The following is a 23,430-nucleotide window of genomic DNA, read 5'->3' on the forward strand; positions in this document are numbered from 1 at the left end:
ACCATCCAAAAGACAATAGAAGTATAAAACAAAACTAGCCTCGCAATTTGCGAGGCTAGTTTCATTTTATAAGGCTACTTCTTTATCCCATTCCTACTAGGAATCAAAAAACAAGTCCTTAAAACATTATTATTTCTTTGCTTTTACCCTCTGTAAATCAAGGTCTTCAAAATCAAAACTAAAGTCAGTAATGTCAGAAATTGGTTTTAAGCTAGCAGCGGTTGCATTTCCATTCTCGTCCAATGCAAAAGTTAAATAGGCATCCGCATCATAACTACGATCGTCCCATTTTACAATAAAGGTATTTGGAGAATAAGCTATTAAGTCTCCTTTTAAACGAGGAGAAGTTTTGCATTCGAGTCTATACCCTTTTCCATTTTGAGAGATGTTTACATCGCCAAACCAAAGGTCATTGTAGGTCCCCACAAACTTTGATGCGGATAGTTTTCCTTCTTTTGCTTTTCCAAACTGAGCTGCCTTTGCATAGGCCTCTTCTTTTTGTTTTTGGTAGGATTTACCTGCTCTGTCCATACGTTCAGAATACGTCTTTAGCCAGTTTCTGTCTTCAATACCTAGGTAAGAATCTTTGAGTGCATTGGTAATGGTATTAAAAGCGGCTCCGCTTTGTTGGTTGGTTAAAACCACAATTCCAAGGTTCATATCTGGAATGAGGGTAAATAAAGTCACGGTTCCTATCAGTCCCCCACTGTGTTGAACTTGCTTATGTCCTTTCACATCGGAAATAAACCATCCAAGGCCGTACCCGTAATTTCCTGTATCATAAGGATTGCTTAATGCCACCGTAGAGGGGCGTTGAATTTGCCAAAGCTGCTGAATTTGGCGATCGGATACAAGTTTTTTCCCGTCTTTCGTTGTGAACCCATTCATTAAGAAATTAGCCCAAGTAAGCATGTCCTCTACATTACTCATAATACCTCCCGCGGCATTTGCAGTTTCGTTCCAATCGTGTGGAATCTGCTTTACAACTCCGTCTACAGGAGCGTGCGCATCAATTTTATTTTTCACCGCCTGAGCGCGAACATAACTACCGTGGCTTGAAGTCATACCGACCGGTCTTAAAATGCGGCTTTCGATAAATTCAGCCCAACTTTGATTAGAGATTCTTGAGATTACTTCTCCCGCTACGATAAACATAATGTTGTTGTAGTCTAATTTATCACGGAACTCATTTGCAGGTTTTAAATAACGAACATTGTGAATAAGCTCCTGCAGAGAAATCGTTCCTCCTTCTGGAAAAAACATAAGGTCGCCTTGTCCGAGGCCTAGACCGGCTCTATGGGTCAAAAGGTCTCTCACGGTAAGATGCTTACTTACGTAGGGATCGTACATCTGAAATTCAGGAATGAATTTCGTCACTTTATCGTCCCAGCTTAGTTTCCCTTCGTCCACAAGCATGGCAAGAGCTGTGGCTGTAAACCCTTTTGAATTGGAAGCAATTCCCACGAGGGTTTTCTCGTCCATTTTTGCCTTGCTGGTAAGGGAGGCTACGCCATGACCTTTGGCATAAATTACTTTTCCGTCTTTTATCACTCCTACGGAGATTCCAGGAACCTCAAAGGTCTTTAGGGTATTTTCCACTAGCTGATCTAGCTGTTTCTCCGCGATCTGTGCCTGGGTAAACCCTCCCAGTGTGATCGCTAGCATTACGACAAAGCTTTTTCTCATAGAATCAAATTTTTCTCAAATGTATGAATTCTACGCGGGATTTCTGAAATGCACCTTTGGGTCTTTAGGGATTTTCACTTAACTTTGTGCAAACCTTTTTGACACAATGACAGACAAGAGAGAATTCTTTTTGGAGTGCTACAAGCACCAAATTGTAAAGTTTGGCCGTTTTACCCTAAAATCCGGGATTGAAAGTCCCTTTTATGTAGATCTACGCCCGCTTGCTTCCGATCCAAAAATCCTGAAAAATCTAGCCGCCCGTATGCTGGACATCGTCCCTTTGGATGAATTCGATTTGATTTGTGGAGTGCCTTACGCCGCATTGCCCATGGCGACGGCTATGTCCTTAGAGAGCTACCTGCCTTTAATTATCAAACGAAAAGAAGCCAAAGCCTATGGCACCAAACAGCTTATTGAAGGTCTCTACGAGCGTGGACAAAATTGTCTCTTGGTAGAAGATGTGATTACCTCCGGTAAATCGCTTCTGGAAACCATTCCAGAAATTGAAGAGGCCGGATTAAAAGTCTCTGACATTGTCGTGGTTTTAGACCGCGAGCAGGGAGGAAAAGAACTCCTAGAAGAAAAAGGATACCGTGTTCACACGCTTTTCACCATTACGGAGATTTGTCAAATTTTAAAAGAAGAAGGAAAACTAGATGAGGAGCAAGTAGAGAGAATTCAAGACTTTTTGAAAGGAAATACCATTTCCTTTGAAGCTCCGAAAAGACTCTCTTATGAATCTAAACTAGAGTGCCTTACCCACTCCAAAGCACAAAGGCTACTGGAAATTGCCATAGAGAAGAAATCCAATTTAATTGCTTCTGCGGATTTACTTTCTACCGACGAGCTTCACGAGTTCGCGAACAAAGTAGGACCTCACATTGTAGCGTTAAAAACCCATATGGATGTCGTGACCGACTTCGAATACGAAAAGACCATCCTTCCTTTAATCGATTTAGCTGCAAAGCACAATTTCTTATTAATGGAAGACCGAAAATTCGCGGACATTGGAAGTACCCAAGAACTTCAGTATGCGTACGGAGTGCATAAGATTTCCAATTGGGCGGATTTAGTGACCGCTCAACTAATTGGAGGCTACGCATCGCTAGATTATTTTCACAGTGCGGGAGTCATTGCCATTATCGGCATGTCTTCACAAGGAACACTTACGGACAAAGCTTACCGGGAAGAAGCCACTAAGATTGCCGCTTCTCATCCAAATGTAATTGGAGGGGTCGCACAAGCGCAGCTTCCAGGTGAACTTCTACTTTTCACGCCAGGTGTTAACCTTCAGAGCAAAGGCGATGGAAAAGGCCAACAGTACAACACGCCAGCGCATGTCTTCAAACAACTTCACACGGATTTCATCATTGTAGGAAGAGGAATTTATAAAGCCGAGAACCCAGAAAAATCCGCCTTAGAATACAAAATTGAAGGTTGGAAACACTACGAAGAAAGCTTGTAGAAATAGAACTACAAACTCAAAATAAATTCAAAGAGCAGCCCCGAGCTGCTCTTTTTCTATTTTTTCTTTACAATTCTTACCATAGGTCAAGGAAATAAAGGACTTTCTATTCTTATCTTTGTCTCACCAAATCAAAACACATATACAAATGAAAGTAAACATATTTAGTGACATCCGATGTCCTTTTTGCTATGTAGGCAAAAAGAAATTCGAAAAAGCACTAGAAAGCTTTGAGCACGCAAAAGACATTGAAATCGAATGGCACAGCTTCCAACTAGATCCTTCTTTACAATCCGATCCAAACGTGGATCCTTTTGAATACTTTTCAAAAGCAAAAGGCGTGTCTTTAGAACAGGCAAAGCAAATGCATGCCTATGCGCAAAACGCAGGTAAGGAAGTAGGAATTGATTTTGAGTTCGCGACTCAGAAAATCGCCAACTCCTTAAAAGGTCACCTTTTAATCCAATTGGCAAAACAAAAAAACCTGGCTAGCGAAATGGAGGAAGCTCTTTTTAGCGCCCAATTCCTTGAAGGTAAAAACATTGATTCTGAAAGCGATTTAATTGAAATTGGAACCCGTGTCGGACTTTCAGAGGCGGAAGTAATTGAGGCCTTAAATTCAGATGAACTTCGCTACAAAGTCAAAGAGGACGAAATGTTAGCCCGCAAAATCGGGGTAAGAGCGGTTCCTTTCTTTATCTTAAACGACAAATACGGAATCTCCGGGGCGCAGCAACCTTCTATGTTTTTAGAAGCGCTTGAAAAAAGCTACAAAGAATTCTCGGAAGGAGACAAAGGACTTGAAATTTTAGGAAATTCCCCTAGCTGCGAAGTCGACGGAAATTGCGACTAAAAAATACAGTACCTGACACTTATCAGATTCTAACTCAAAAAAAATAACGATCTTTGATCAAATTCAATAACAAACCAAATTCAAAAATAAATCCTATGAAAAAGATGTTTTCAATGATAGCTTTAATGCTATTCACTCTTAGTATTACAGCTCAAAAAACACTTGTAAGCGATCCTGCACATTCTAGAATTCAGTTCTCTGTCATCCACTTAGGAATTAACGACATTACAGGAAACATGGACAAAGCGGCTCTTACCATCCAAGCGGATGAGCAAAACTTTGCAAATTCAACTTTAACGTTTGAAGTAGATCCATCTAGCATCAATACGCACATTGAGGCAAGAGACAACCACTTAAAAAGTGCAGACTTTTTTGATGTTGCCACTTTCCCAACCATGGCGTTCACCTCTACCTCTTTAAAGAAAACAGGAAAGAAAAATTACTACGAGCTTAATGGAAACTTGCTTATGCATGGAGTAACGAAACCAGTGAAACTAACTCTTATCTACAGAGGTTCAACAGAATCAAACAAGAAAACCGTTCACGGATACCAAGTTCTTGGAACCTTGAAAAGATCTGACTTTGGCGTAGGAACCAAATTCCCTGAAGCGATGGTTTCTGATCTAGTAAGAATCAAAGGAGACTTTGAGCTTAAAGAAAAATAAATCCGATTTTTTAAAAATTGTTTAAGGGGAGTAGCGGCAGAAATGCCGCTACTTCTTTTGTTTTGTCCTAAAATACAATCACAACGCCTTATCCTCATCCTATATTCATTGAACTGTGTGTCGGAATGATTCAACTTGGTGAACTAATTAAAAAAACAGTACCTACTCCTAGGTATTTTATCTCAATCTTCGGACTTCATAATTAAACGTATAGTACTATATATTAGTTATTTAATAAAATTAAACAAAGAAGTAAATGGTATGAGAAAAATACTTTTTATTGACTTTTATTTTGCAGTTCAGTGCAAACAACTATATTTGAGACTGCTTTGCACTCATGATGAAACACGCGCATTTAATTTTCTATTTTTTGCTACTTCCCTTTTGGAGTTTTGCACAGGGCGATAGCCTTGTGATTCGCGCGAGCCTAAACGAGAATTTAAAAGATCTCGAAGTAGAGCAAGAACTGTACTATACCAATAAGTTCCCCCATCCTATTTCCGAAGTCGAACTGCTGAACTGGATTGCCGCCTACAGAAACGAAGGCACTTCTCTCGCTACCCGAAAAATTGAAGACAGACAAAAGCAGCTCTACTTTGCAAAGAAAGAAGATTTAGGGTCCCTTACTTCCCTAGTGATTAACGATTCTCTTTCCCTGAAAGAGCTTAACGAGGAAAACTTAAAAATTCCTCTTTCAAGTCCTTTAGCTCCTGGAGAAAGAATCACTCTACGCTTAAAATACACGCTTTCCCTTCCCTCCATTAAGTTGACAGGATATGGAACCTCCGAGAGCACGCTTGCTTTAAAATATTTCTTTTTAGTTCCCAATACGTTTGAAACGTTAGATCCCGAACCAAGGCGATTCAACGACACGGAACAAACCCAAAGCGGCGGTCAAAGCTGGAAGATTTCTTTATCAGTTCCGCAAGGATACCAAATCGAGAGTAACCTCAAAAAAGAAATGGATTCTTCCTTTGTCTTTTCTGGTAAACTAGCAGACGATCCCGAGTTTTTAATCTCCCTAAACGACATGCCGACGCTTCAATCAAGCTCCCGCTACGGTGAAACGACTTTCGTTTTTGGTTATCCAATTGAAAAAGAGCAGCTCTCGACCCTCCATTATTTGCTTCCTGTGCATTTAAACTTTCTGGGCGAGAAATTAGGGCACGTTCCTTCCAAAGTTTTTATCTCTCCCAAGTTCTACTCCAAAGAAGATTTCTTTGGAATTGATGACATCAAGTTCTGGAAATTTCGCTACAAAATGTTCTCGGACATGGAAAAGACCGATCTGGACTATTTCAGCATGGTTTCTAAGAAGGCCCTTCAGGGCGAGGCCATTACTCAAAAATCCAAAGACCACTGGTTTAAAAATGGACTCCAGACTTATCTGGAAATGCAATATTTGAAAGAGAACTATAAAGATGCTCTACTCATTGGAAAGCTACCGCAAGAAGCTCAACTTTTTGGGATCCATCCGCTTCGCTACTTGACGGCCGCTAAACTTAAGCTTACGGAGCGCTACGGCCTTGGATACCACTACATCCTAACGAAGAACTTAGATCAAAAAATAGGAACGCCTTATCCTGTGCTTAGTAACTTCAATGACATGGCCATTAGCCAGTTTGAGACGGGCAGCCTGTTTAATTTCATTGCTGAGAAAATGGGCACGGATGAATTCGAAGAATTCACAAGGACTTATCTTTCCAAAAACACAGATACTCTATTAAGCACGATAGACTTTTTAGATCAACTCTCAATTCGTACAGGATACTCATCCGCATTTCTTGAAGATTTCATCTATAAGAACAACCGGGTGAATTTCAAGGTGAAAAAATTTGAAAAAGTACCGGAAGGCTATTTGGTGAAAGTGACAAAGAACTCTTCGTATGGAATGCCGATTCAAATTACCTCAGAAGATTTTGAAGGAAACAAAAAATCCTTTTGGTACGACACCTCTTCCAAAAGAAACGAAGGCCAGTATTTAATTCCTCGTCCTGAGGTAAAGAAAATCTCGGTGAATGACGAATACCTCTTTCCCGAGTCTAACTATAGAGACAATTACATTTACACCAAAGGACTTTTCGCCAATACCAAACGGATTAAATTTAAATTACTTCCTGACATTCCGGATCCAGAATACAACGAAATTTATCTGAGTCCAAAAGTAACCTTTAACGCTTACGACAAAGTGCTGTTAGGGATTGGATTTAAAAACAAGTCCCTTTTTGACCAGCCATTCCAATACTCCCTTTCTCCCTATTTCAGTACAGGAACCAACACGTTTGCAGGTTCCGGAGCCCTCTCTTATCGTTTCCGACCGCAAGATGCCTTTTTCCAAAACTTGGAAATTGGGGCCAGTGCCTCGTACTTCCATTACGATTACGATTTGGCGTACAAAAAGATTAGCATAGCCTCCACACTTAATTTCTCAAAGGTCTTACGAAGCGATATTAATAGAGCTCTTTATTTCTCTTTCAGCCATTTCGAAAAAGATCTTACTCCCGAATTAATCGCAAAAGGAGAATACGACCGCTACGGTCTTTGGAGTTTAGGCTACGGATACAACGACAAAAAAATCATTCATGAAATTTCCTTTGGCTCGAGCCTTCAGCTAATGAATGATTTTCAAAAGCTATCGGCAGAAGGCTATTACCGCTGGGAATATGCTCAAAACAAAAAAATAAGTTTCCGCTGGTTTGGTGGGGTGTTTTTCAAAAACGAAGCAAGAAACAATCTTTTTGATTTTGGAGTCTCTCGGGTTTCTAATTATGCCTTCAATTATAGCCTGCTTGGTCAGAGTGCAACCGAAGGGATTCTCTCTCAACAGTATGTACAGGCCGAGGGGGGCTTTAAATCCCATGTAGGGGAACCGGTCAACCGCTGGATCTCAAGTGTGGGAGTCGATGCCCATATTTGGAAACTTTTCAACCTATATGCCGATGCAGGAGTGTATAAGAACAAGGGACAAAGTGAGGAGTTCATTTGGGATTCTGGAGTGAAACTAAAAGTCATTCCTGATTTCCTTGAAGTGTACTTCCCTCTTCAATCCTCTCTAGGCTTTGAACCTTCACTAGACAATTACGGGAAGCGAATTCGATTCACCCTAATTCTGAACTTAAGCGCACTTACGAGCCATTTCCGAAAAGGTTGGTACTAATTGAAGGGGATCTCACAATCCGCTTTCGCCTTCTCCTTGGCCACTTTTTTCACCCTAATTTGCTTGCAGACTCTTTTGCCTATACTTAAGTCGATATTTTGTATTTTTGCAGCATGGTAAACATAGGCCCTATTCAACTTCCCGACTACCCTCTTCTTCTTGCTCCTATGGAGGACGTAAGCGATCCTCCCTTCCGTAGACTTTGCAAGATGCATGGAGCAGACCTTATGTATTCGGAGTTTATTTCCTCGGAGGGATTGATTCGGGATGCCATGAAAAGCAAGAAAAAGCTTGACATCTTCGACTACGAAAGGCCTGTCGGCATTCAAATCTTTGGAGGAGATGAAGAAGCCATGGCACTTTCTGCGAAAATTGTAGAAGCCGTAGAACCGGATTTAGTGGACATTAATTTTGGATGTCCGGTAAAAAAAGTGGTAACCAAAGGAGCCGGAGCAGGCGTTTTAAAGGACATTGATTTGATGGTACGACTTACTGAGGCTGTCGTTAAATCCACACATTTGCCTGTGACCGTAAAAACAAGACTGGGATGGGACTTTGATTCCATTAACATTGGGGAAGTCGCCCTACGTTTGCAAGATGCGGGGATTAAAGCACTGACTATTCATGCAAGAACGCGTTCGCAAATGTATAAAGGTGAGGCGGATTGGAATTACATTTCTCAAATCAAGAACCACAACGATATTGAAATCCCTATTTTTGGAAACGGCGATATTGATTCGGGTCCCAAAGCAAAAGAATACAAAGAAAAATACAACTGTGATGGCGTCATGATTGGAAGAGGAGCCATTGGCTACCCTTGGATCTTCAATGAAATCAAGCATTATTTCAAAACAGGAGAAATCCTTACGCCTCCTACCATCACAGAGCGACTCGAAGCCGTTCGTCAACATGCGGAGTGGAGCATTGAGTGGAAAGGAGAACGCACTGGTATGGTGGAAATGCGTCAGCATTATAGCAACTACTTTAGAGGAATCCCTCACTTTAAGGATTTTCGTCGAAAATTCTTGGAGGCGTACACCCTCGAAGAAATGGACGAAGTGATATTTGAAGCGGCTCATTTCTACAAAGAATTTCAGCTTACGAACTAAGAAGAATACGTTTATGCTAACTGAAGTCCATCCGAAACTACCTATGCGGAATCGAGAGATCACCTTCCATTATTATGTGAAGGAATTAGGGTTTGAGCCTGTGGGAGGACCTGAGTATCCCGATTATTTAATGCTCAAAAAAGACCAAGTGGAACTTCATTTCTTTTTATTCGAAGCGCTTGATCCCCTTGAGAACTATGCACAAATCTACCTTCGAGTAAGTGACATCGATTTGCTTTACAAATCTTTTTTAGAAAGGAACATTGCAATCCATCCAAACGGACCTTTACAAACCAAACCTTGGGGCGTAAAAGAGTTTTCTCTACTCGATCCGGATCATACACTCCTCACCTTTGGGCAGCGCGTATAACAAGTCTCTTTCAAGGCAAAGGTCTTGTAACAAATACGCTTATTTCAAGACGTATTGGACTAGAAAAAAACCCATAAAATCACTCGCGCAAAAAGCCTCATAAAGTCAAGAATTCATCCCAATGATACCTTCGAAATTGGATCCAAAACATTTGGTAGAAGGACGTAAAATCCCCATTTTGACTTCTGTATGTAAAGTATTTTTGCGATCTTGTGATTCCATATTTTAAACTCGTATTTCGATGCTAAAAGCAACCCACGTTACGAAAACATACCAAGCCGGAAAGAAAACCGCCCTACAGGATTTCAGTATAGATGTGCCTGAAGGCAGCATTTACGGCCTACTAGGACCTAACGGTGCTGGAAAAACTACATTTATCCGGATTATCAATCAAATCTTAGCCCCGGATTCAGGTGAGATTTTTATTGAAGGAGAACGATTATCTCCTCATCATATTTCAAAGATTGGTTACATGCCCGAAGAAAGAGGGCTCTATAAGAACATGACTCTTGGAGATCAGCTCCTCTATTTTGGAGAACTTAAGGGAATGAGCCGCGCCGATGCCTTAAACCAAGCCAAGTTTTGGTTTGAAAAACTCGGCATGGAACAGTGGTGGAAAAAGAAGCTCTCCGAACTATCAAAAGGAATGGCGCAGAAACTTCAGTTCGTAGTGACCGTTTTGCATAGACCTAAACTCCTCATCCTAGACGAACCCTTCTCCGGATTTGATCCAGTGAACGCCAATTTAATTAAAGATCAAATTCTATATTTGAAAGAGCAGGGAACCACGATTATTCTCTCAACTCACCGAATGGAAAGTGTAGAAGAACTCTGCGACTCTGTCGCTCTCATTCACAATTCAAAGAAAGTGCTTGACGGAAAGATTTTCCAAGTTCGCGAACAGTTTAAAAAGAACATTTTCTCTGTCACTTTAAGTGACGTGGAAAAAGAGAAATTGGAAGCTTTTAAGTTGAGCCACCCTCTTTCCAATTTGCGACTTGACCACGACCTCTACTCTTTTGAACTCGAAGGAGGAACCAGTCAAAACGCGCTGATTGAAGCGCTACTACCCATTGGGAAAATTCGAACCTTTGATGAGAAAATCCCAAGCATGAACGAAGTATTTATTAACGCTGTAAGCGATCCCTCTTAAATAAGCCCAATGAAGAACATCCTTCTGATCACCAAACGGGAATACCTAACCCAAGTTAAAAAGAAGTCCTTTATCCTTTTGACCCTTTTCGCCCCTCTCATCTTGGTGGCCTTTGGCGTTTTAATCGGAGTGATGGTAAATGCCAACAAATCCAACTCCAAGATTAATGTAATTGACAAGAGTGGAGTGTTTCAGGAATATTTAAAATCGAATGAAACGGTCACTTACCTCTTTCTAGACCCTGGCACAGAGGCGCAAATGAAAGTGCTTTTAAAAGAGGCCGAGGACATGGACGGACTTTTGATCCTTCCTCCCGTGAGTAATGAATCCCTTGAAAACCTTGAAAAGGACGCCGTTCTTCTCACGAATAAGAAAATAGGAATGGACACCAAATCCAAGATCCAAAGGGATTTGGAAAGTCTGATTCGTGAACAAAAAATCAAGGACTTAGGCCTTAGCGATACTCAAATTGACAACCTTGACAAAGGTTTCAATTTGAAACTACAAAATGTGGTGGATCAAAATTCACAGGACAGCGATTTAAACTTCGGCGTTAAATACGGACTAAGCATGGTCCTCATGTACGTTATCTTTATGTTTATCATCATCTACGGAGTTCGTGTCATGCGGAGTGTTTTGGAAGAAAAAAACAACCGAGTTGTCGAAATCATCATCTCATCAGTCAAACCTTTTGATTTGATGCTAGGGAAGATCTTTGGGGTTACGCTCGTAGCCTTAACGCAGTTTGTGGTCTGGATCACTATGTCCATCATTGCTGCCCTCATTTTAAACACAGGCTTTAGTGCATTGAGCGGGAATTTACCGATGGGAGGAGCAGAAAGTGAAGCACTCACCAAAGGACTGGATCTAAAACTTTTGGCAGGTGAAGTTTCCAATACTCTCTTAAGTTTAAATTTCCCTCTCATTATTACCGTCTTTATCTTATTCTTCCTTTTAGGATACATTTTCTACAGCGCCATGTACGCGGCGATTGGATCCGCAGTGGATAACGAAACCGAGACTCAGCAGTTTACGCTCTTTGCTATTCTTCCCCTTACCATTGGTATGTACGGAAGTGTAACGATTCTGAACAACCCGGAAGGACCTCTGTCCTTTTGGTTATCCATGATTCCGTTTACTTCCCCTGTCGCTATGATTGCAAGAATCCCGTTTGGAGTTCCCCTTTGGGAAATTGCTCTCTCGCTTGTACTTCTCGCTATTTCCGCAGTGGGAATGGTCTTTATTGCATCTAAGATTTATAAAGTGGGAGTCCTTATGTACGGAAACAAAGCCACTCTAAAAGAAATCTGGAAATGGATTCGAAGCTAGTCTAGAACCGTTTAAGGAGCGAGTCTTCTACCTTAGACCCTTTTTTATAAAAATTAGATCGAGCGACGTGCTATGACTTATCTTAAATCTATTCTGAGAGGACTCGGGCAGATTATGTTCCAAAACAATAGCTATTCTGGGCTTTTGTTTCTTTTGGGAGTTCTATATAGCGCCCCCCAATTAGCCGCCGCCGCAGTGGTAGGAACCCTTTTGAGTACAAGTACCGCTCAACTTTTAGGGTATTCAAAAGAGGATATTCGTGAGGGACTGTATGGATTTAACGGAGCTCTAACCGGAATTGCGATTGGGTACTTTTTTGGATTTACATTTACCACCGTATCTGTGCTAATCGTTGGAGCAGCTCTTACCACACCACTAAGCTTTTACCTAAAGAAAGTTATCCCCCCATATACCGCACCTTTTGTGCTTGTGACATGGATTTCAATGGCCGTGCTTCTCTTTCTATTTAAGATTCCACTGCTTGCCTTTCCACTGCCATTAGACACGCCACTCGATCTATTCACTGCCACAGCGAAAAGCTTTGGACAAGTTTTATTTCAAGAAAACAGTGTGACCGGAATTCTCTTTCTTCTTGGTCTTTTACTTAACTCAAAAACTTCCGCTCTATATGGACTCTACGCAGCGATTTTAGGGACTTTAATTGCACTGCTCCTAAGAGAACCTATATCGGGGCTTAACGCGGGCTTAATGGGATACAATGCGATTCTTTGTGCAATTGCACTTGCCGATTCAAAACGAAGCTCATTTGTTTGGATTTCCATCGCAACGCTTCTATCCGTACTTTTAAATATCGGACTTGCTAAATCAGGGATTATTACGCTAACCGTTCCTTTTATACTAAGTACTTGGATGGTTCTAAAACTCAAATCCTTCCAAAACAAATCTACTCCTTTAGCGCCGCTAGTTTAGGATTCCCTAGGAAGATGTGAAAAAATCACATCTTTATAGACTGAAATTGATAAATCAGCAAAAACCTCTAGTCAACCTTTCTGTTTTCAAAACAAAATGAGCGAACCAATGGATCGCTCATTTTTATGTATTGAAATAGGATTCGATTATCCTAAGATTTTTGCTACTGTCACTCCAATGTCTGCAGGAGAGTCTACTACGGTAATACCGTTTGCTCTCATGATTTCCATCTTCGCTTGTGCGGTGTCTTCGTCTCCTCCAACGATTGCACCTGCGTGACCCATCGTTCTTCCTTTTGGAGCCGTTTGACCTGCGATGAAACCTACTACAGGTTTCTTAGATCCGCTTTCTTTGTACCAACGAGCTGCTTCTGCTTCAAGAGAACCTCCAATTTCACCGATCATCACTACTGCTTCTGTTTCTGGGTCGTTAATGAAAAGTTCAAGAGCTTCTTTCGTAGTTGTTCCGATAATTGGGTCACCCCCAATTCCGATCGCAGTGGATACTCCGTATCCTGCTTTTACTACTTGGTCTGCTGCTTCATAAGTTAAAGTTCCAGATTTTGAAACAATTCCTACTTTTCCTTTTTTGAAAACGAAACCTGGCATAATTCCGATTTTCGCTTCATCCGAAGTAATAATTCCTGGACAGTTAGGACCGATAAGTCTTGCATCGCGGTCTGCGATGTAAGATTTTACTTTTACCATGTCAGCCACTGGAATTCCTTCTGTAATACATACAATGACTTTAATTCCTGCTTCTGCCGCTTCCATAATAGCGTCTGCTGCGAATGCGGGCGGTACAAAAATAATGGATACGTTTGCTCCTGCTTTTTCTACAGATTCTGCAACGGTATTGAAAACCGGCTTACCTAAGTGTTCAGAGCCTCCTTTTCCTGGAGTTACACCCCCTACGACTTGGGTTCCGTATTCAATCATCTGAGACGCGTGGAAAGTTCCCTCGTTCCCTGTAAATCCTTGTACAACTACCTTAGAGTCTTTGTTTACTAGTACTGACATTGTTATTTGATTTATTTTGTTATAACGTTTTAATGCTTACAAATTTACTTAATCTTACCGAGGTAAAAAAAATTAAATTCAGTAATTTTCTTTTCGTTTGCGCATGCCCTTTGACCTAGGGCAAGCAGAGTATTTTTACTTTAGATTTTTTACTTTGACTTCTTTGCGAAGGTAGTCTTTGAACTCGGTCGCAAGGGGTCCAAAATAGGTCCCTTTCTTAAGACTTTGGTTTACTCCCGTTTGCCCTAAAATGACGGTTCCTTTCTCCACATGAACGCCTGAGGCCATTCCTACCTGTCCCCAAATACTCACCTCGTCTTCGATAATGCAGCAACCTGCAATTCCGACTTGGGCCGCAATAAGAACTTTTTTGCCAATCACGGTATCGTGCCCTATTTGAATTTGATTGTCTAAAACGCTGCCCCTTCCAATAATCGTCGTGTCTGTGACGCCTCGGTCAATGGTACACAAGTTTCCGATCTCAACTCCATCTTCAATACGAATGTTTCCTACGGATTTTAGCCGTTCATGACCCTCCGCTGTTTTCCGGTAATAAAAGGCATCCCCTCCTAAAACCGTTCCGGCTCCAATGCGAACATAATCTCCGATTCGCGTTCCGTCTCCGATGACCACATTTGGACTAATATAGCAACCCTTTCCGATTTGTACGTCGTTTCCGATTACAACCGAGCTATGGACAAAACTATCTTCTCCTAGGGTTTGCTTATCCGCTTTCTCTTGAAAATGAGTAAGGGTAGAGAAATGCTCATTAATGAGGTTAAAGTCTCCAAAAGGATCCTTCGAAACGAGAATCGCTTTGCCCTCAGGCACCTCGACCTCTTTATCGATTAAAACTACACTTGCTCTTGAATTTAGAGCTTTGTCGTAGTATTTAGGGTGGTTCACAAAGACAATTTCACCTTCGATTACGCGGTGAATTTCATTGGTTCCCAGAATGGGAAACTTAGGATCTCCGATGGCTTGGGCTCCTATGAGCTCAGCAATGGTTTCTAGGGTTTGTACAGATTCAAATCGCATCGTTTAGGTATATAGCAAAAAGTAGCGCCTTTTTCCTTCTCTTTTAAATAAGGAGCGCTAAAAAAGTAAAGGTCTTAAAAAACCAAAAGCCTTTGCTCTTTTAAAGAGGAAAGGCCTTTGATTTGGTATTTTTTACTTGACGCGTTCTTGGTAAGAACCGTCTTCTGTAGAGACTTTAATTTTATCTCCGGGTTCGATGAAAAGGGGAACGTTAATACGAGCTCCTGTTTCTACGATTGCATTTTTAAGGGCATTGGTCGCCGTGTTTCCTTTCACACCTGGATCCGCTTCTACCACTTCCAAAATCACAGAAGGGGGAAGTTCAGCCGATAGAGGAGATTCATCCGATTCTTTCAGAATGATCATCACCTCCTCTCCTGCTTTCATGAACTGCGCATTGTCGATCATTTCTTTGTCAATGTAGATTTGAGAAAAATCGTCGTTGTTCATGAAGTGAAATCCATTGTCATCTTCATAAAGGTATTGGTACTTACGTGTAATTACCTTTACTTCTTCAATTTTGTGTCCCGCTGAAAACGTATTGTCAAGTACTTTTCCACTGGTTACGGATTTAAGTTTGGTTCTCACGAAAGCAGGACCTTTCCCTGGCTTCACGTGCAAGAACTCGATTACCTTGTAGATGTCATTGCTAAATTCGATGCAAAGACCTTTTCTAATGTCAGCTGTTGTTGCCATTTATAATTTCGAATGTATATTACGTTGTCTAAATCTTAGTTCTTTAGTCTTTCCCCGTCCCGTATCCTCTTACAATTCCTCTTGGAGAGTTGCGGACAAATTCAAGGATTTCATCGCGCTCTGCGGTCGGAAGCATTTCCTTTTCAATCTGGCTCATCGCCTGAGTCACGTTGGTCTTCATTTGGAAGATGTAACGGAAGATTTTTTGAATTTCAAAAATCTTATCGTTACTATAGCCTCTACGACGAAGCCCTACGGAATTAATTCCCGCATAGCTCATCGGTTCTCTTGCTACTTTTACGTACGGGGGAATGTCCTTTCTTACGAGGGTTCCTCCGGCAATCATCACGTGCTTTCCCACTTTGCAAAATTGGTGAATTGCAGACAATCCGCCCATGACGGTATGGTCTCCAATTTCCACATGCCCTGCGATTCCGCAGCCATTGACAATCACCACGTGATCTCCAATGACGCAGTCATGCGCAATGTGCGTGGTGGCCATAATAAGGCAATCCGTCCCTAGCTTCGTATGTCCAAGAGCTTTGGTTCCTCTATTGACCGTGACACATTCTCGGATCGTAGTTCGATCTCCAATATAGACGTAGGAGTCTTCTCCTTCAAATTTTAAATCTTGTGGAATGGCCGCAATAACGGATCCTGGAAAAATTCGACAATCTTTCCCGATTCTTGCGCCGTTCATAATGGTGACATTGGGGCCAATCCAAGTGCCTTCTCCAATTTCAACATCGCCTGCAATGGTCGTAAAGGGTTCGACAATGACATTTTTTCCAATTTTGGCCCTTTTATCGACCGCAGCTAATTGATGTACCATGCTTAATCTGTTTTGTTACGTGCCACCTGGGCCATAAGTTCGGCTTCGACGGCGACTGAATCGCCGACATACCCGTAACCTTGCATATGTACAATACCGCGACGAATCGGCTCTATGAGTTCAATCTTGAAAATAAGAGTATCTCCAGGAATGACTTTGCGTTTGAATTTGACTTTGTCAATTTTGACAAAGTACGTTGAATAGTTTTCTGGATCTGGAACGTTTGCGAGCACAAGGATTCCTCCAGTTTGTGCCATCGCTTCAATTTGAAGAACGCCTGGCATGACCGGTTCTTTTGGGAAATGCCCCACAAAGAAAGGCTCATTCATCGTGATGTTCTTCACACCCACCACGTGCGAATCTGAAAGCTCCATAATGCGGTCTACCAATAAAAATGGTGGACGGTGCGGAAGAAGTTTCATAATCCCGTTGATATCAAAAACAGGAGGTTTTGTTAAATCAAAATCAGGCACGTTCTTTTTTCTCATGAGTTTCCATTGACGGTTAAGTTTCTTGGCAAACTGCGTGTTCACGAAGTGTCCGGGTTTGTTCGCAATCACTTTCCCTTTCAGTCTTACCCCGGTAAGGGCTAAATCTCCAATGACGTCCAAAAGTTTATGGCGCGCCGCTTCGTTCGGGTACTTAAGGGTTAGATTGTCTAAGATCCCATTGGGACGGATGGCGACATCCTCTTTCCCAAAGGCTTTTTTAAGTTTATCGGAAGTCTCTTTCGTAAGTTCTTTGTCCACATACACAATGGCATTGGATAAATCCCCTCCTTTGATAAGACCTGCGTCCATGAGCATTTCAAGTTCATGCAGGAAGCTAAAGGTTCTCGCTTCTGAGATTTCTTCTTTGAATTCAGAAATATCTTTAAGCGTAGCATTTTGAGTACCGAGTACTTTAGTTCCAAAATCCACCATGGTGGTGATTTCATAGGTGTCTGAAGGAATAATGGTCAGTTCAGAGCCTGTACTTGGACAGGTAAAACTAAGAACTTCTTTCACCACGAAGTATTCACGAGCCACGTTTTGCTCCTCAATCCCCGCCTTTTCGATCGCTTCTACAAAAAATTTAGAAGACCCGTCCATAATGGGCGGCTCTGCGCTTGAGAGTTCCAAATACGCGTTGTCCACATCGCAGCCCACTAAGGCAGCTAGCAAATGCTCGCAGGTATGAATACGAACTCCTAGTTTTTCAAGAGTAGTGCCTCTCTCGGTCGTCGTCACGTAGTTTACGTCTGCTTCTACCTGAGGGTGCCCTTCGAGATCGGTTCTTACAAACACGAATCCCGTATTTTCTCTCGCGGGCTTAATGGTTAGTTTTACTTCACTACCGGTATGTAAACCGATACCTGAGAGTGAGACTTCACTTTTCAGGGTTTTTTGCATGTCAGTCATTAGTCCTATCGTTTGAGTTCGCCTCTAGCTCTTCGATTCGTTTGGCTAGCTGCGGTAAATTCTTAAAATGGACGTAGCTACGTCTAAAGTCCCCCGCAGAAATGGCCGGAGATCCATAAAGAACTTCTCCATCCTGCGTACTCGAGTTCACCCCGCTCTGGGCCTGAACACTTACTTTATTTCCTATCTGTATATGGCCTACGACTCCCACTTGTCCTCCGATCATGTTCCAATCGCCAAGAGTCGTCGAGCCTGCAATTCCTGCCTGGGCAGCAATTACGTTATGTTTTCCAATTTTTACGTTGTGCGCAATTTGAATTAAATTGTCAATTTTGGTTCCCTCTCCAATGATCGTGGATCCAATGGTTCCTCGGTCAATGGTGCAGTTCGCTCCAATTTCGACATGGTTTTCAATCACCACATTTCCTAATTGAGGAATTTTTTGATACCCCTCCTTCGTCGGCTGAAAGCCGAACCCGTCCGAACCAATTACGGTATTGGAATGAATGATTGTATTGTCTCCAATCACGCAATAATCATAGATTCTAACTCCAGAAAAGATCTGGCAGTTTTTCCCGATTTTCACGTGTTGACCCACATAGACATGCGGGAAAATCTGAGTCCCGTCCCCTACCTTCACCTTTTCGGCTAAATACGTAAAGGCTCCGATGTAAACATCTTCACCCAGCACAGCGCTTTGGTCAATGCTAGAGCCTTCCTCAATCCCTTCTTTTCTTTTTTGAAGCTTTTGGTAAAGATTCATCAGAACTTGAAAAGACAAGTAAGCATCCTCCACAGCAATAATCGTGAAAGGATACGCTACAGTATCGTCAATTAATTTGTTTGAAACAATCAAAACCGCGCAGTCGGTCGATTGCAAATAAGGTGCAAATTTCTCCTGAGCAACAAAGGACAAATGCCCTCTTTCTCCCCTTTCGATCGGAGATACTCCATTAATTACAGTGTCCTTATCACCGATGATTCGACCACCTATAATTTCTGCAATTTGGGATGCGGTAAATTCCATATCGTGCAAAGATAGAAAAATATGAAATAGTCTTTGTTCTTATTTGATGGATTCTATCGATCTAAAGCTATTTTTCTTCCCTATTCAACCCTAAAGTTCTTCATCCTAGGTCTAGAATGATGCAAAAAAAGGCTTTTCTAGCTTTCGAACTTAAATCCAACCCTCACGCACGGAGCGTGCTACTAGTTCTTGAAGCGAACTGCAGCCTGACTTTTCAAGAATATTTTTTCGGTGTGTTCTTACGGTGTGAACACTGCGACAGAGTCTATCCGCAATGGTTTGGCTGGTATGCCCTTGAATAACAAACCCTAAAATCTCCTTTTCCCGAGGCGAGAAAAGGCAGTCTTGAGGACTAAAATGCTCCGCCAGATGCACATTGTAAAACGAAGGCGCCGAGTCCATTCCGATAAAAGAAAGCTTAGGAATACCTGTAATATTTAAGTGGGTTAGATCCGTAAAGATAGCAAGGGTTCTAGCTCCTCCCTCTGGAAAATAATAGACGGGAACAACTTGTTGTAAGACTCTTTTGTAAGTACCTTCTTTCGTTCGAAGTCGGTAATCATAGGAGAACTTATATTTGAAGAAAAGCTCCTTATTAAGGGATCTGAAAAACTTAACGGCGCTTTTCTCGTAATGAAAGTAATAGGGACTGTCCTCCTCATGCAAGTTTCTAAGGACCCATTCTAAGGTGAACTCGCTCGGCTGTAGGCCTAAAATCTTCTCAATCCCTGGATCCACAAATTCCATTTGCGTGGTTTGGGTGTTGAACACCGCATAGAAGTAATCCCCGAAATGAAATAGATCCAAATACTTCTTGACAATTTGCTTGACTGACAATTCCACGTCTTGACTTCTCGAATTCGGAATGGAATCCCAAATCTTCGCTAATTTTTTAATTTCGTCCACGGCAAAAAGAGTTTTTAGTTTTGATTTGTTTTTACACAAAACAAATCTTTTAGTAGTTTGTGGTAAATATACACAATATTCACCACCTTATTCTCAATCAATTTTGAGATAAGATAACAATCGTCTAATTCACTGATTTCACCCCTATCGACAAGGGTTTTTTAAAATCTCAATGCAATCAAAAAAAAGGAGGGAAACTTTTTTCTAGGAAAGCGGTATCCCCATTACCGAGTTCTAATCTAAAGCTTGACAAAAAAAAGGGTCTTCTTCCGACCGATTTTTTCCGGTACGAAAGAAGACCCTTTGGGAATTCAATTTGAATTTTTAAAATTTTTTATCGAAGATAAACCGCTTTAAGCGTGGCTACCTCTTTTCCGTCTTTGTCTTTTAAAACAAGGATATCCTTTCCAGCAGCATAGATTAAATCAGACCTTAAGACTTTTAAAAAGGTTTCTTCCGTTTTTAATCCCTCACAGGCCATTTCTGTGGAGACTAGAGATTCCACTTTATAGGAATTATTCTTCGCCGCTTGCAGTACGCCACTAAAAGAATTGCATCCTCCATGACCCTGCACTCTGTCTTGCTCTGCTTTAAAAATAACGTGAGGCTCTCTCTCCCCTAACACCGTGACAGGATTACCCTGCAAACTTGTAAGTTTCCAATACGTTTCTAAAAGAGGCGTCGAGTTTCCCTCACTTAGCGGTTTTTTCTCTAGGGAACTACATCCCACAAGAAAAAAGAGCAGCGCTACGCAAGATAAGATAGACAGCGTATTTTTCATCGAGTCCTATTTTTTCTGAAGCCTCATGATGGCGATATCACCTGTAATGAGCGTAAGGGTACTCCCGTTCACGCTATACTTATTCACCTTTTTCAAATTGTTGAAAAACACGGCTTCGCCCTGACCTTCACAAGCCATTTTAGTGGACATGATTTCTCCAAATTGGATTCCTCCGTTTTCTAACTTCGCCTCCGTATTGTAATTGTTACAGCTACTGGTTCCATGAACCTTTCCTGTGGCCGCATCAAAACTAAGCGTCGGTTTACGATTTGGGTAAAGTGTCGCAAAATTCACGCTTGGATCTGCAATATAATCTACTTCCCACTCCCCTTCTAAGGCTTTGGCAAGTTCCGCTTCGCTAACCGCTTCAAATCTTGCAAGCGGAGCCATACGCGCTTTGTTCAAAGAAAGAACGCCGTCTTTGATGGTATAGTTGTCTACCGTGATTAAAGCTTTACTAAGTCCCGTTTCATATTGCATATTTTCACAAGCCATCATGGTTGACATTCCTTGTGCAAATTCAATTTTTCCTAGGCTAGGCTTCTCAAGTTGTCCTCCAATTCCGTTGCAACCTGCCCACGCAGAGTATCGTCCGTTTTCAGAATCAATCTTTAAGAACGGCATTTTTCCATTCACTAAATCGGGAACCTTCTGTCCGTTCAGCTCCACAAGTCTCCATTTCGTTCCTTCTAAAGGGGTTTGATTCATTTGGGTTTCAGTTTGAGTTTGGGAAGCGTCCTGCACATTGCAAGAGCTAAAACTTAGCATTGCGGCAAAAGCGGCCCCATAGATTGTATATTTCATAATTCTTTTATTTCTACTTCCTATATAAGTCAACTTTTATGCCATGGCTCTGACAGCCCACTCCTGTATAGAAAGGCTCACGAATGGTTTTCGTTTCCTGTTCCTAGAACTCACTCTTCTCTAAAAAAAAATAATCGACGCCCTTTCCTTCCAAATAAAAATAGTTCTGTACTTTTAGATCCCTTTGTTTGAAGGGTCTATTTGCCCCTCCAAAAAAGCATTTATATTTAATTTTAAAGAATCTTTCCACCTATTTAAATTTACCCCTTATGAGCCATCGAATTCAACTTGCAACCGCAGACCCTGCCGCTCTTCAGGCCATGTTAGCCCTCGAAAAATACTTAAGCCAAAGTGGACTAGACAAAAAACTATTTGAACTAATAAAGATTAGAGCCTCACAACTCAATGGATGCGCTTATTGTCTGAATATGCATACAAGAGACGCCCTAAAAATCGGAGAAACTCCCCAGAGAATTTTTCTCCTTGATGCTTGGAGAGAAACCACACTTTACACGCCTATAGAAAGAGCGGTGCTGGCTCTTACAGAAAAGGTGACTCTGATTTCTGAGGGTCCTATTTCCGACGAAGTCTATGATGAGGCCAAAGCGCATTTGACCGACCAGCAGCTAGCCGCTGTGCTGATGGCAATCGTCACGATTAATGCATGGAACCGACTTGGAATCACGCTTGAAAACGAACTAGATTAAAGTTCTTAAAAAACCAATACCCAATGAATCTTGAACAAATAAGCGAAAAACTAGACAAGCTTAGAATTTCTAGCGATCAATTAGAGCCAAACGAATCTCAGAGGCAGCAGTCTTTTCGTGAAGTAGAATCGTACAGTGAATTCTTCCTAAGTAGCCTTGAGAAAGAGAAAGGTTATCAAAAAAAGGAAATTGGAAACTTAGAAATCACAGGAGAAAAGAAAAATCTCTCCGAGCTTCTCAAAACCTACCACCGCGAAGTGGCGCAAACCGGAATCAATGCAGCCTCTCCTAAACACTTAGGGTATATTCCGGGCGGGGGACTCTTTAGTGCTGCCCTCGCTGATTTTATTGCGGCCATCACCAACCCGTACGCGAGTGTGTACTATGCTTCGCCAGGAGCAGCCACAATCGAGAACGAAGTGATCGAGTGGTTAAAGACGGTGTTCTCTTTTCCTAAACAGGCGGTGGGAACCCTATGCTCCGGAGGATCCATCTCCACTCTAACTGCTTTTACCGCCGCTCGAGACCACCACAAAATCAAAAACGAAAGAATCCCCAAAAGTGTGGTCTATTTAAGTTCGCAGGTCCATCACTCCTCGCAAAAAGCACTGCGAATCCTAGGACTAGAAGATGCCATCCTTCGGTTGGTTCCGTTGGATTCAGAGCATAGAATGATCCCAAGTAAATTAAATGAAATCCTTCAGGCGGATCTAGAAAAGGGACTGACTCCATTCCTTATTGTGGCAACCGCAGGAACCACAGATACGGGAGCTATCGATCCCCTAAATGAACTTGCAGACCTTGCTGAAAAGAACAACCTGTGGCTGCATGTCGATGCAGCCTACGGAGGCATGTTTATCCTCTCTTCACAAAAAGAAAAATTTAGGGGCATTGAAAGAGCAGACTCTCTTATTGTCGATCCTCACAAAGGACTCTTTCTTCCGTACGGCGTAGGCGCCGTGCTGGTCAAAGAAGCGAAGGATGTTCTTCACTCGAATTATTACACGGCGAATTACATGCAGGACGGGCAGCAGATGGAACTCTTGCAAAGTCCAGCCAATTTATCTCCCGAACTCACAAAACATTTTCGAGGACTTCGCGTATGGCTTCCCTTACAGCTCCACGGTCTTGAGCCCTTTGTTAGCTGCCTAGAAGAAAAACTACTTCTCACGAAGTACTTCCGCAAAAAACTGGAATTCTTAGGGTTCTGCCTTGGCCCCGAGCCGGACTTAAGCGTTAGTTATTTTTGGTATCCCTTTGAATCAAAAAGCGAGGAAAAGAACCGCAGATTGCTAGAAGAAATTCACCGCGACGGCAGAGTTTTTCTTAGTTCAACGCAGATTGATTCGAAGTTTGTCATCCGCATGGCCATCCTTTCTTTTCGCACGAAGAAAGAGACCATCGACTTAGCGGTTCAAATGATTGAAGAAAATCTTCAAAAAGTTTTGGAAAAAGAATCTTAATTGTATTTCATTATTTTCTATCTTTAGTCGTACAAACTCT

At 41.8% G+C, this 23,430-nt stretch carries 21 protein-coding genes; 11 read left to right on the forward strand and 10 right to left on the reverse strand.

The genetic code is table 11. The features are described 5' to 3' along the window. Positions 1 to 129: 129 nt before the first annotated feature. Positions 130 to 1,686, reverse strand: a complete 1,557-nt coding sequence (locus AC3IRX_RS04050) for a serine hydrolase (RefSeq protein ID WP_489211185.1) — start codon at positions 1,684 to 1,686, stop codon at positions 130 to 132. A 106-nt stretch (positions 1,687 to 1,792) separates the two neighbouring features. Here AC3IRX_RS04050 and pyrF point away from each other — a divergent pair, with 106 nt between their 5' ends. From pyrF to AC3IRX_RS04095, 9 genes are all read left to right on the forward strand, one after another. Continuing rightward, entirely contained in the window at positions 1,793 to 3,151 is a 1,359-nt protein-coding gene (gene pyrF / locus AC3IRX_RS04055) for an orotidine-5'-phosphate decarboxylase (RefSeq protein ID WP_489211186.1), read from the forward strand. A 148-nt stretch (positions 3,152 to 3,299) separates the two neighbouring features. Beyond that, on the forward strand, positions 3,300 to 4,004 hold the full coding sequence (locus tag AC3IRX_RS04060; protein ID WP_489211187.1) for a DsbA family oxidoreductase: 705 nt from the start codon (positions 3,300 to 3,302) through the stop codon (positions 4,002 to 4,004). A 95-nt stretch (positions 4,005 to 4,099) separates the two neighbouring features. Continuing rightward, a complete protein-coding gene (locus tag AC3IRX_RS04065) occupies positions 4,100 to 4,669 on the forward strand; it encodes a YceI family protein (protein WP_489211188.1) in 570 nt (189 codons plus the stop codon). A 337-nt stretch (positions 4,670 to 5,006) separates the two neighbouring features. Beyond that, positions 5,007 to 7,826, forward strand: a complete 2,820-nt coding sequence (locus AC3IRX_RS04070; RefSeq protein ID WP_489211189.1) for an aminopeptidase — start codon at positions 5,007 to 5,009, stop codon at positions 7,824 to 7,826. Between the two features lie 113 nt (positions 7,827 to 7,939). Next, a complete protein-coding gene (gene dusB / locus AC3IRX_RS04075; RefSeq protein ID WP_489211190.1) occupies positions 7,940 to 8,935 on the forward strand; it encodes a tRNA dihydrouridine synthase DusB in 996 nt (331 codons plus the stop codon). 13 nt (positions 8,936 to 8,948) lie between these two features. Beyond that, positions 8,949 to 9,305 carry a bleomycin resistance protein gene (locus AC3IRX_RS04080; RefSeq protein WP_489211191.1) on the forward strand — a complete coding sequence of 119 codons (357 nt, stop codon included), beginning with the start codon at positions 8,949 to 8,951 and terminating at the stop codon, positions 9,303 to 9,305. Between the two features lie 241 nt (positions 9,306 to 9,546). Continuing rightward, positions 9,547 to 10,458 (forward strand): ABC transporter ATP-binding protein, encoded by a 912-nt coding sequence (locus tag AC3IRX_RS04085; protein WP_489211192.1) that lies wholly within the window; start codon positions 9,547 to 9,549, stop codon positions 10,456 to 10,458. Positions 10,459 to 10,467: 9 nt separating this feature from the next. Continuing rightward, a complete protein-coding gene (locus AC3IRX_RS04090; protein WP_489211193.1) occupies positions 10,468 to 11,787 on the forward strand; it encodes an ABC transporter permease in 1,320 nt (439 codons plus the stop codon). A 72-nt stretch (positions 11,788 to 11,859) separates the two neighbouring features. Beyond that, the gene (locus AC3IRX_RS04095; protein WP_489211194.1) at positions 11,860 to 12,717 is read left to right on the forward strand and encodes an urea transporter; all 858 of its coding nucleotides are present in this window, start codon (positions 11,860 to 11,862) and stop codon (positions 12,715 to 12,717) included. Positions 12,718 to 12,863: 146 nt separating this feature from the next. Here AC3IRX_RS04095 and sucD read toward each other — a convergent pair whose 3' ends face one another. The 9 genes from sucD to AC3IRX_RS04140 form a co-directional block, all read right to left on the reverse strand. Continuing rightward, on the reverse strand, positions 12,864 to 13,736 hold the full coding sequence (gene sucD, locus AC3IRX_RS04100) for a succinate--CoA ligase subunit alpha (RefSeq protein WP_489211195.1): 873 nt from the start codon (positions 13,734 to 13,736) through the stop codon (positions 12,864 to 12,866). 135 nt (positions 13,737 to 13,871) lie between these two features. Beyond that, complete coding sequence (locus tag AC3IRX_RS04105; protein WP_489211196.1) at positions 13,872 to 14,774, reverse strand: LpxD N-terminal domain-containing protein; 903 nt, start codon at positions 14,772 to 14,774, stop codon at positions 13,872 to 13,874. Between the two features lie 132 nt (positions 14,775 to 14,906). Further along, positions 14,907 to 15,470 carry an elongation factor P gene (gene efp / locus AC3IRX_RS04110; protein ID WP_489211197.1) on the reverse strand — a complete coding sequence of 188 codons (564 nt, stop codon included), beginning with the start codon at positions 15,468 to 15,470 and terminating at the stop codon, positions 14,907 to 14,909. A gap of 43 nt (positions 15,471 to 15,513) precedes the next feature. Further along, the gene (lpxA, locus tag AC3IRX_RS04115; RefSeq protein ID WP_489211198.1) at positions 15,514 to 16,302 is read right to left on the reverse strand and encodes an acyl-ACP--UDP-N-acetylglucosamine O-acyltransferase; all 789 of its coding nucleotides are present in this window, start codon (positions 16,300 to 16,302) and stop codon (positions 15,514 to 15,516) included. A gap of 2 nt (positions 16,303 to 16,304) precedes the next feature. Continuing rightward, positions 16,305 to 17,702 (reverse strand): bifunctional UDP-3-O-[3-hydroxymyristoyl] N-acetylglucosamine deacetylase/3-hydroxyacyl-ACP dehydratase, encoded by a 1,398-nt coding sequence (locus AC3IRX_RS04120; RefSeq protein WP_489211199.1) that lies wholly within the window; start codon positions 17,700 to 17,702, stop codon positions 16,305 to 16,307. Next, positions 17,695 to 18,729: a UDP-3-O-(3-hydroxymyristoyl)glucosamine N-acyltransferase gene (lpxD, locus tag AC3IRX_RS04125; RefSeq protein WP_489211200.1), complete on the reverse strand. Its 1,035-nt coding sequence runs from the start codon at positions 18,727 to 18,729 to the stop codon at positions 17,695 to 17,697. Before lpxD ends, AC3IRX_RS04120 begins: the two co-directional genes overlap by 8 nt. A 150-nt stretch (positions 18,730 to 18,879) precedes the next feature. Next, positions 18,880 to 19,635 carry a LuxR C-terminal-related transcriptional regulator gene (locus tag AC3IRX_RS04130; protein ID WP_489211201.1) on the reverse strand — a complete coding sequence of 252 codons (756 nt, stop codon included), beginning with the start codon at positions 19,633 to 19,635 and terminating at the stop codon, positions 18,880 to 18,882. 334 nt (positions 19,636 to 19,969) lie between these two features. Beyond that, positions 19,970 to 20,416: an META domain-containing protein gene (locus tag AC3IRX_RS04135; protein WP_489211202.1), complete on the reverse strand. Its 447-nt coding sequence runs from the start codon at positions 20,414 to 20,416 to the stop codon at positions 19,970 to 19,972. 6 nt (positions 20,417 to 20,422) lie between these two features. Then, a complete protein-coding gene (locus AC3IRX_RS04140) occupies positions 20,423 to 21,220 on the reverse strand; it encodes an META domain-containing protein (protein ID WP_489211203.1) in 798 nt (265 codons plus the stop codon). A gap of 269 nt (positions 21,221 to 21,489) precedes the next feature. On the opposite strand from AC3IRX_RS04140, the gene AC3IRX_RS04145 reads away from it, so the two are divergent. Both AC3IRX_RS04145 and AC3IRX_RS04150 read left to right on the forward strand, forming a co-directional pair. Next, positions 21,490 to 21,927: a carboxymuconolactone decarboxylase family protein gene (locus AC3IRX_RS04145; RefSeq protein WP_489211204.1), complete on the forward strand. Its 438-nt coding sequence runs from the start codon at positions 21,490 to 21,492 to the stop codon at positions 21,925 to 21,927. 23 nt (positions 21,928 to 21,950) lie between these two features. Further along, complete coding sequence (locus tag AC3IRX_RS04150) at positions 21,951 to 23,390, forward strand: pyridoxal phosphate-dependent decarboxylase family protein (protein WP_489211205.1); 1,440 nt, start codon at positions 21,951 to 21,953, stop codon at positions 23,388 to 23,390. Positions 23,391 to 23,430: the final 40 nt, after the last annotated feature.

The sequence above is a fragment of the Epilithonimonas sp. KH_059 genome (assembly GCF_057838485.1).

Bases quoted from the DNA above. Each gene is read 5' to 3' on its own strand.
- AC3IRX_RS04050 (WP_489211185.1), bottom strand. From the start codon at position 1,686: ATGAGAAAAAGCTTTGTCGTAATGCTAGCGATCACACTGGGAGGGTTT.
- pyrF (WP_489211186.1), top strand. From the start codon at position 1,793: ATGACAGACAAGAGAGAATTCTTTTTGGAGTGCTACAAGCACCAAATT.
- AC3IRX_RS04060 (WP_489211187.1), top strand. From the start codon at position 3,300: ATGAAAGTAAACATATTTAGTGACATCCGATGTCCTTTTTGCTATGTA.
- AC3IRX_RS04065 (WP_489211188.1), top strand. From the start codon at position 4,100: ATGAAAAAGATGTTTTCAATGATAGCTTTAATGCTATTCACTCTTAGT.
- AC3IRX_RS04070 (WP_489211189.1), top strand. From the start codon at position 5,007: ATGATGAAACACGCGCATTTAATTTTCTATTTTTTGCTACTTCCCTTT.
- dusB (WP_489211190.1), top strand. From the start codon at position 7,940: ATGGTAAACATAGGCCCTATTCAACTTCCCGACTACCCTCTTCTTCTT.
- AC3IRX_RS04080 (WP_489211191.1), top strand. From the start codon at position 8,949: ATGCTAACTGAAGTCCATCCGAAACTACCTATGCGGAATCGAGAGATC.
- AC3IRX_RS04085 (WP_489211192.1), top strand. From the start codon at position 9,547: ATGCTAAAAGCAACCCACGTTACGAAAACATACCAAGCCGGAAAGAAA.
- AC3IRX_RS04090 (WP_489211193.1), top strand. From the start codon at position 10,468: ATGAAGAACATCCTTCTGATCACCAAACGGGAATACCTAACCCAAGTT.
- AC3IRX_RS04095 (WP_489211194.1), top strand. From the start codon at position 11,860: ATGACTTATCTTAAATCTATTCTGAGAGGACTCGGGCAGATTATGTTC.
- sucD (WP_489211195.1), bottom strand. From the start codon at position 13,736: ATGTCAGTACTAGTAAACAAAGACTCTAAGGTAGTTGTACAAGGATTT.
- AC3IRX_RS04105 (WP_489211196.1), bottom strand. From the start codon at position 14,774: ATGCGATTTGAATCTGTACAAACCCTAGAAACCATTGCTGAGCTCATA.
- efp (WP_489211197.1), bottom strand. From the start codon at position 15,470: ATGGCAACAACAGCTGACATTAGAAAAGGTCTTTGCATCGAATTTAGC.
- lpxA (WP_489211198.1), bottom strand. From the start codon at position 16,302: ATGGTACATCAATTAGCTGCGGTCGATAAAAGGGCCAAAATTGGAAAA.
- AC3IRX_RS04120 (WP_489211199.1), bottom strand. From the start codon at position 17,702: ATGACTGACATGCAAAAAACCCTGAAAAGTGAAGTCTCACTCTCAGGT.
- lpxD (WP_489211200.1), bottom strand. From the start codon at position 18,729: ATGGAATTTACCGCATCCCAAATTGCAGAAATTATAGGTGGTCGAATC.
- AC3IRX_RS04135 (WP_489211202.1), bottom strand. From the start codon at position 20,416: ATGAAAAATACGCTGTCTATCTTATCTTGCGTAGCGCTGCTCTTTTTT.
- AC3IRX_RS04140 (WP_489211203.1), bottom strand. From the start codon at position 21,220: ATGAAATATACAATCTATGGGGCCGCTTTTGCCGCAATGCTAAGTTTT.
- AC3IRX_RS04145 (WP_489211204.1), top strand. From the start codon at position 21,490: ATGAGCCATCGAATTCAACTTGCAACCGCAGACCCTGCCGCTCTTCAG.
- AC3IRX_RS04150 (WP_489211205.1), top strand. From the start codon at position 21,951: ATGAATCTTGAACAAATAAGCGAAAAACTAGACAAGCTTAGAATTTCT.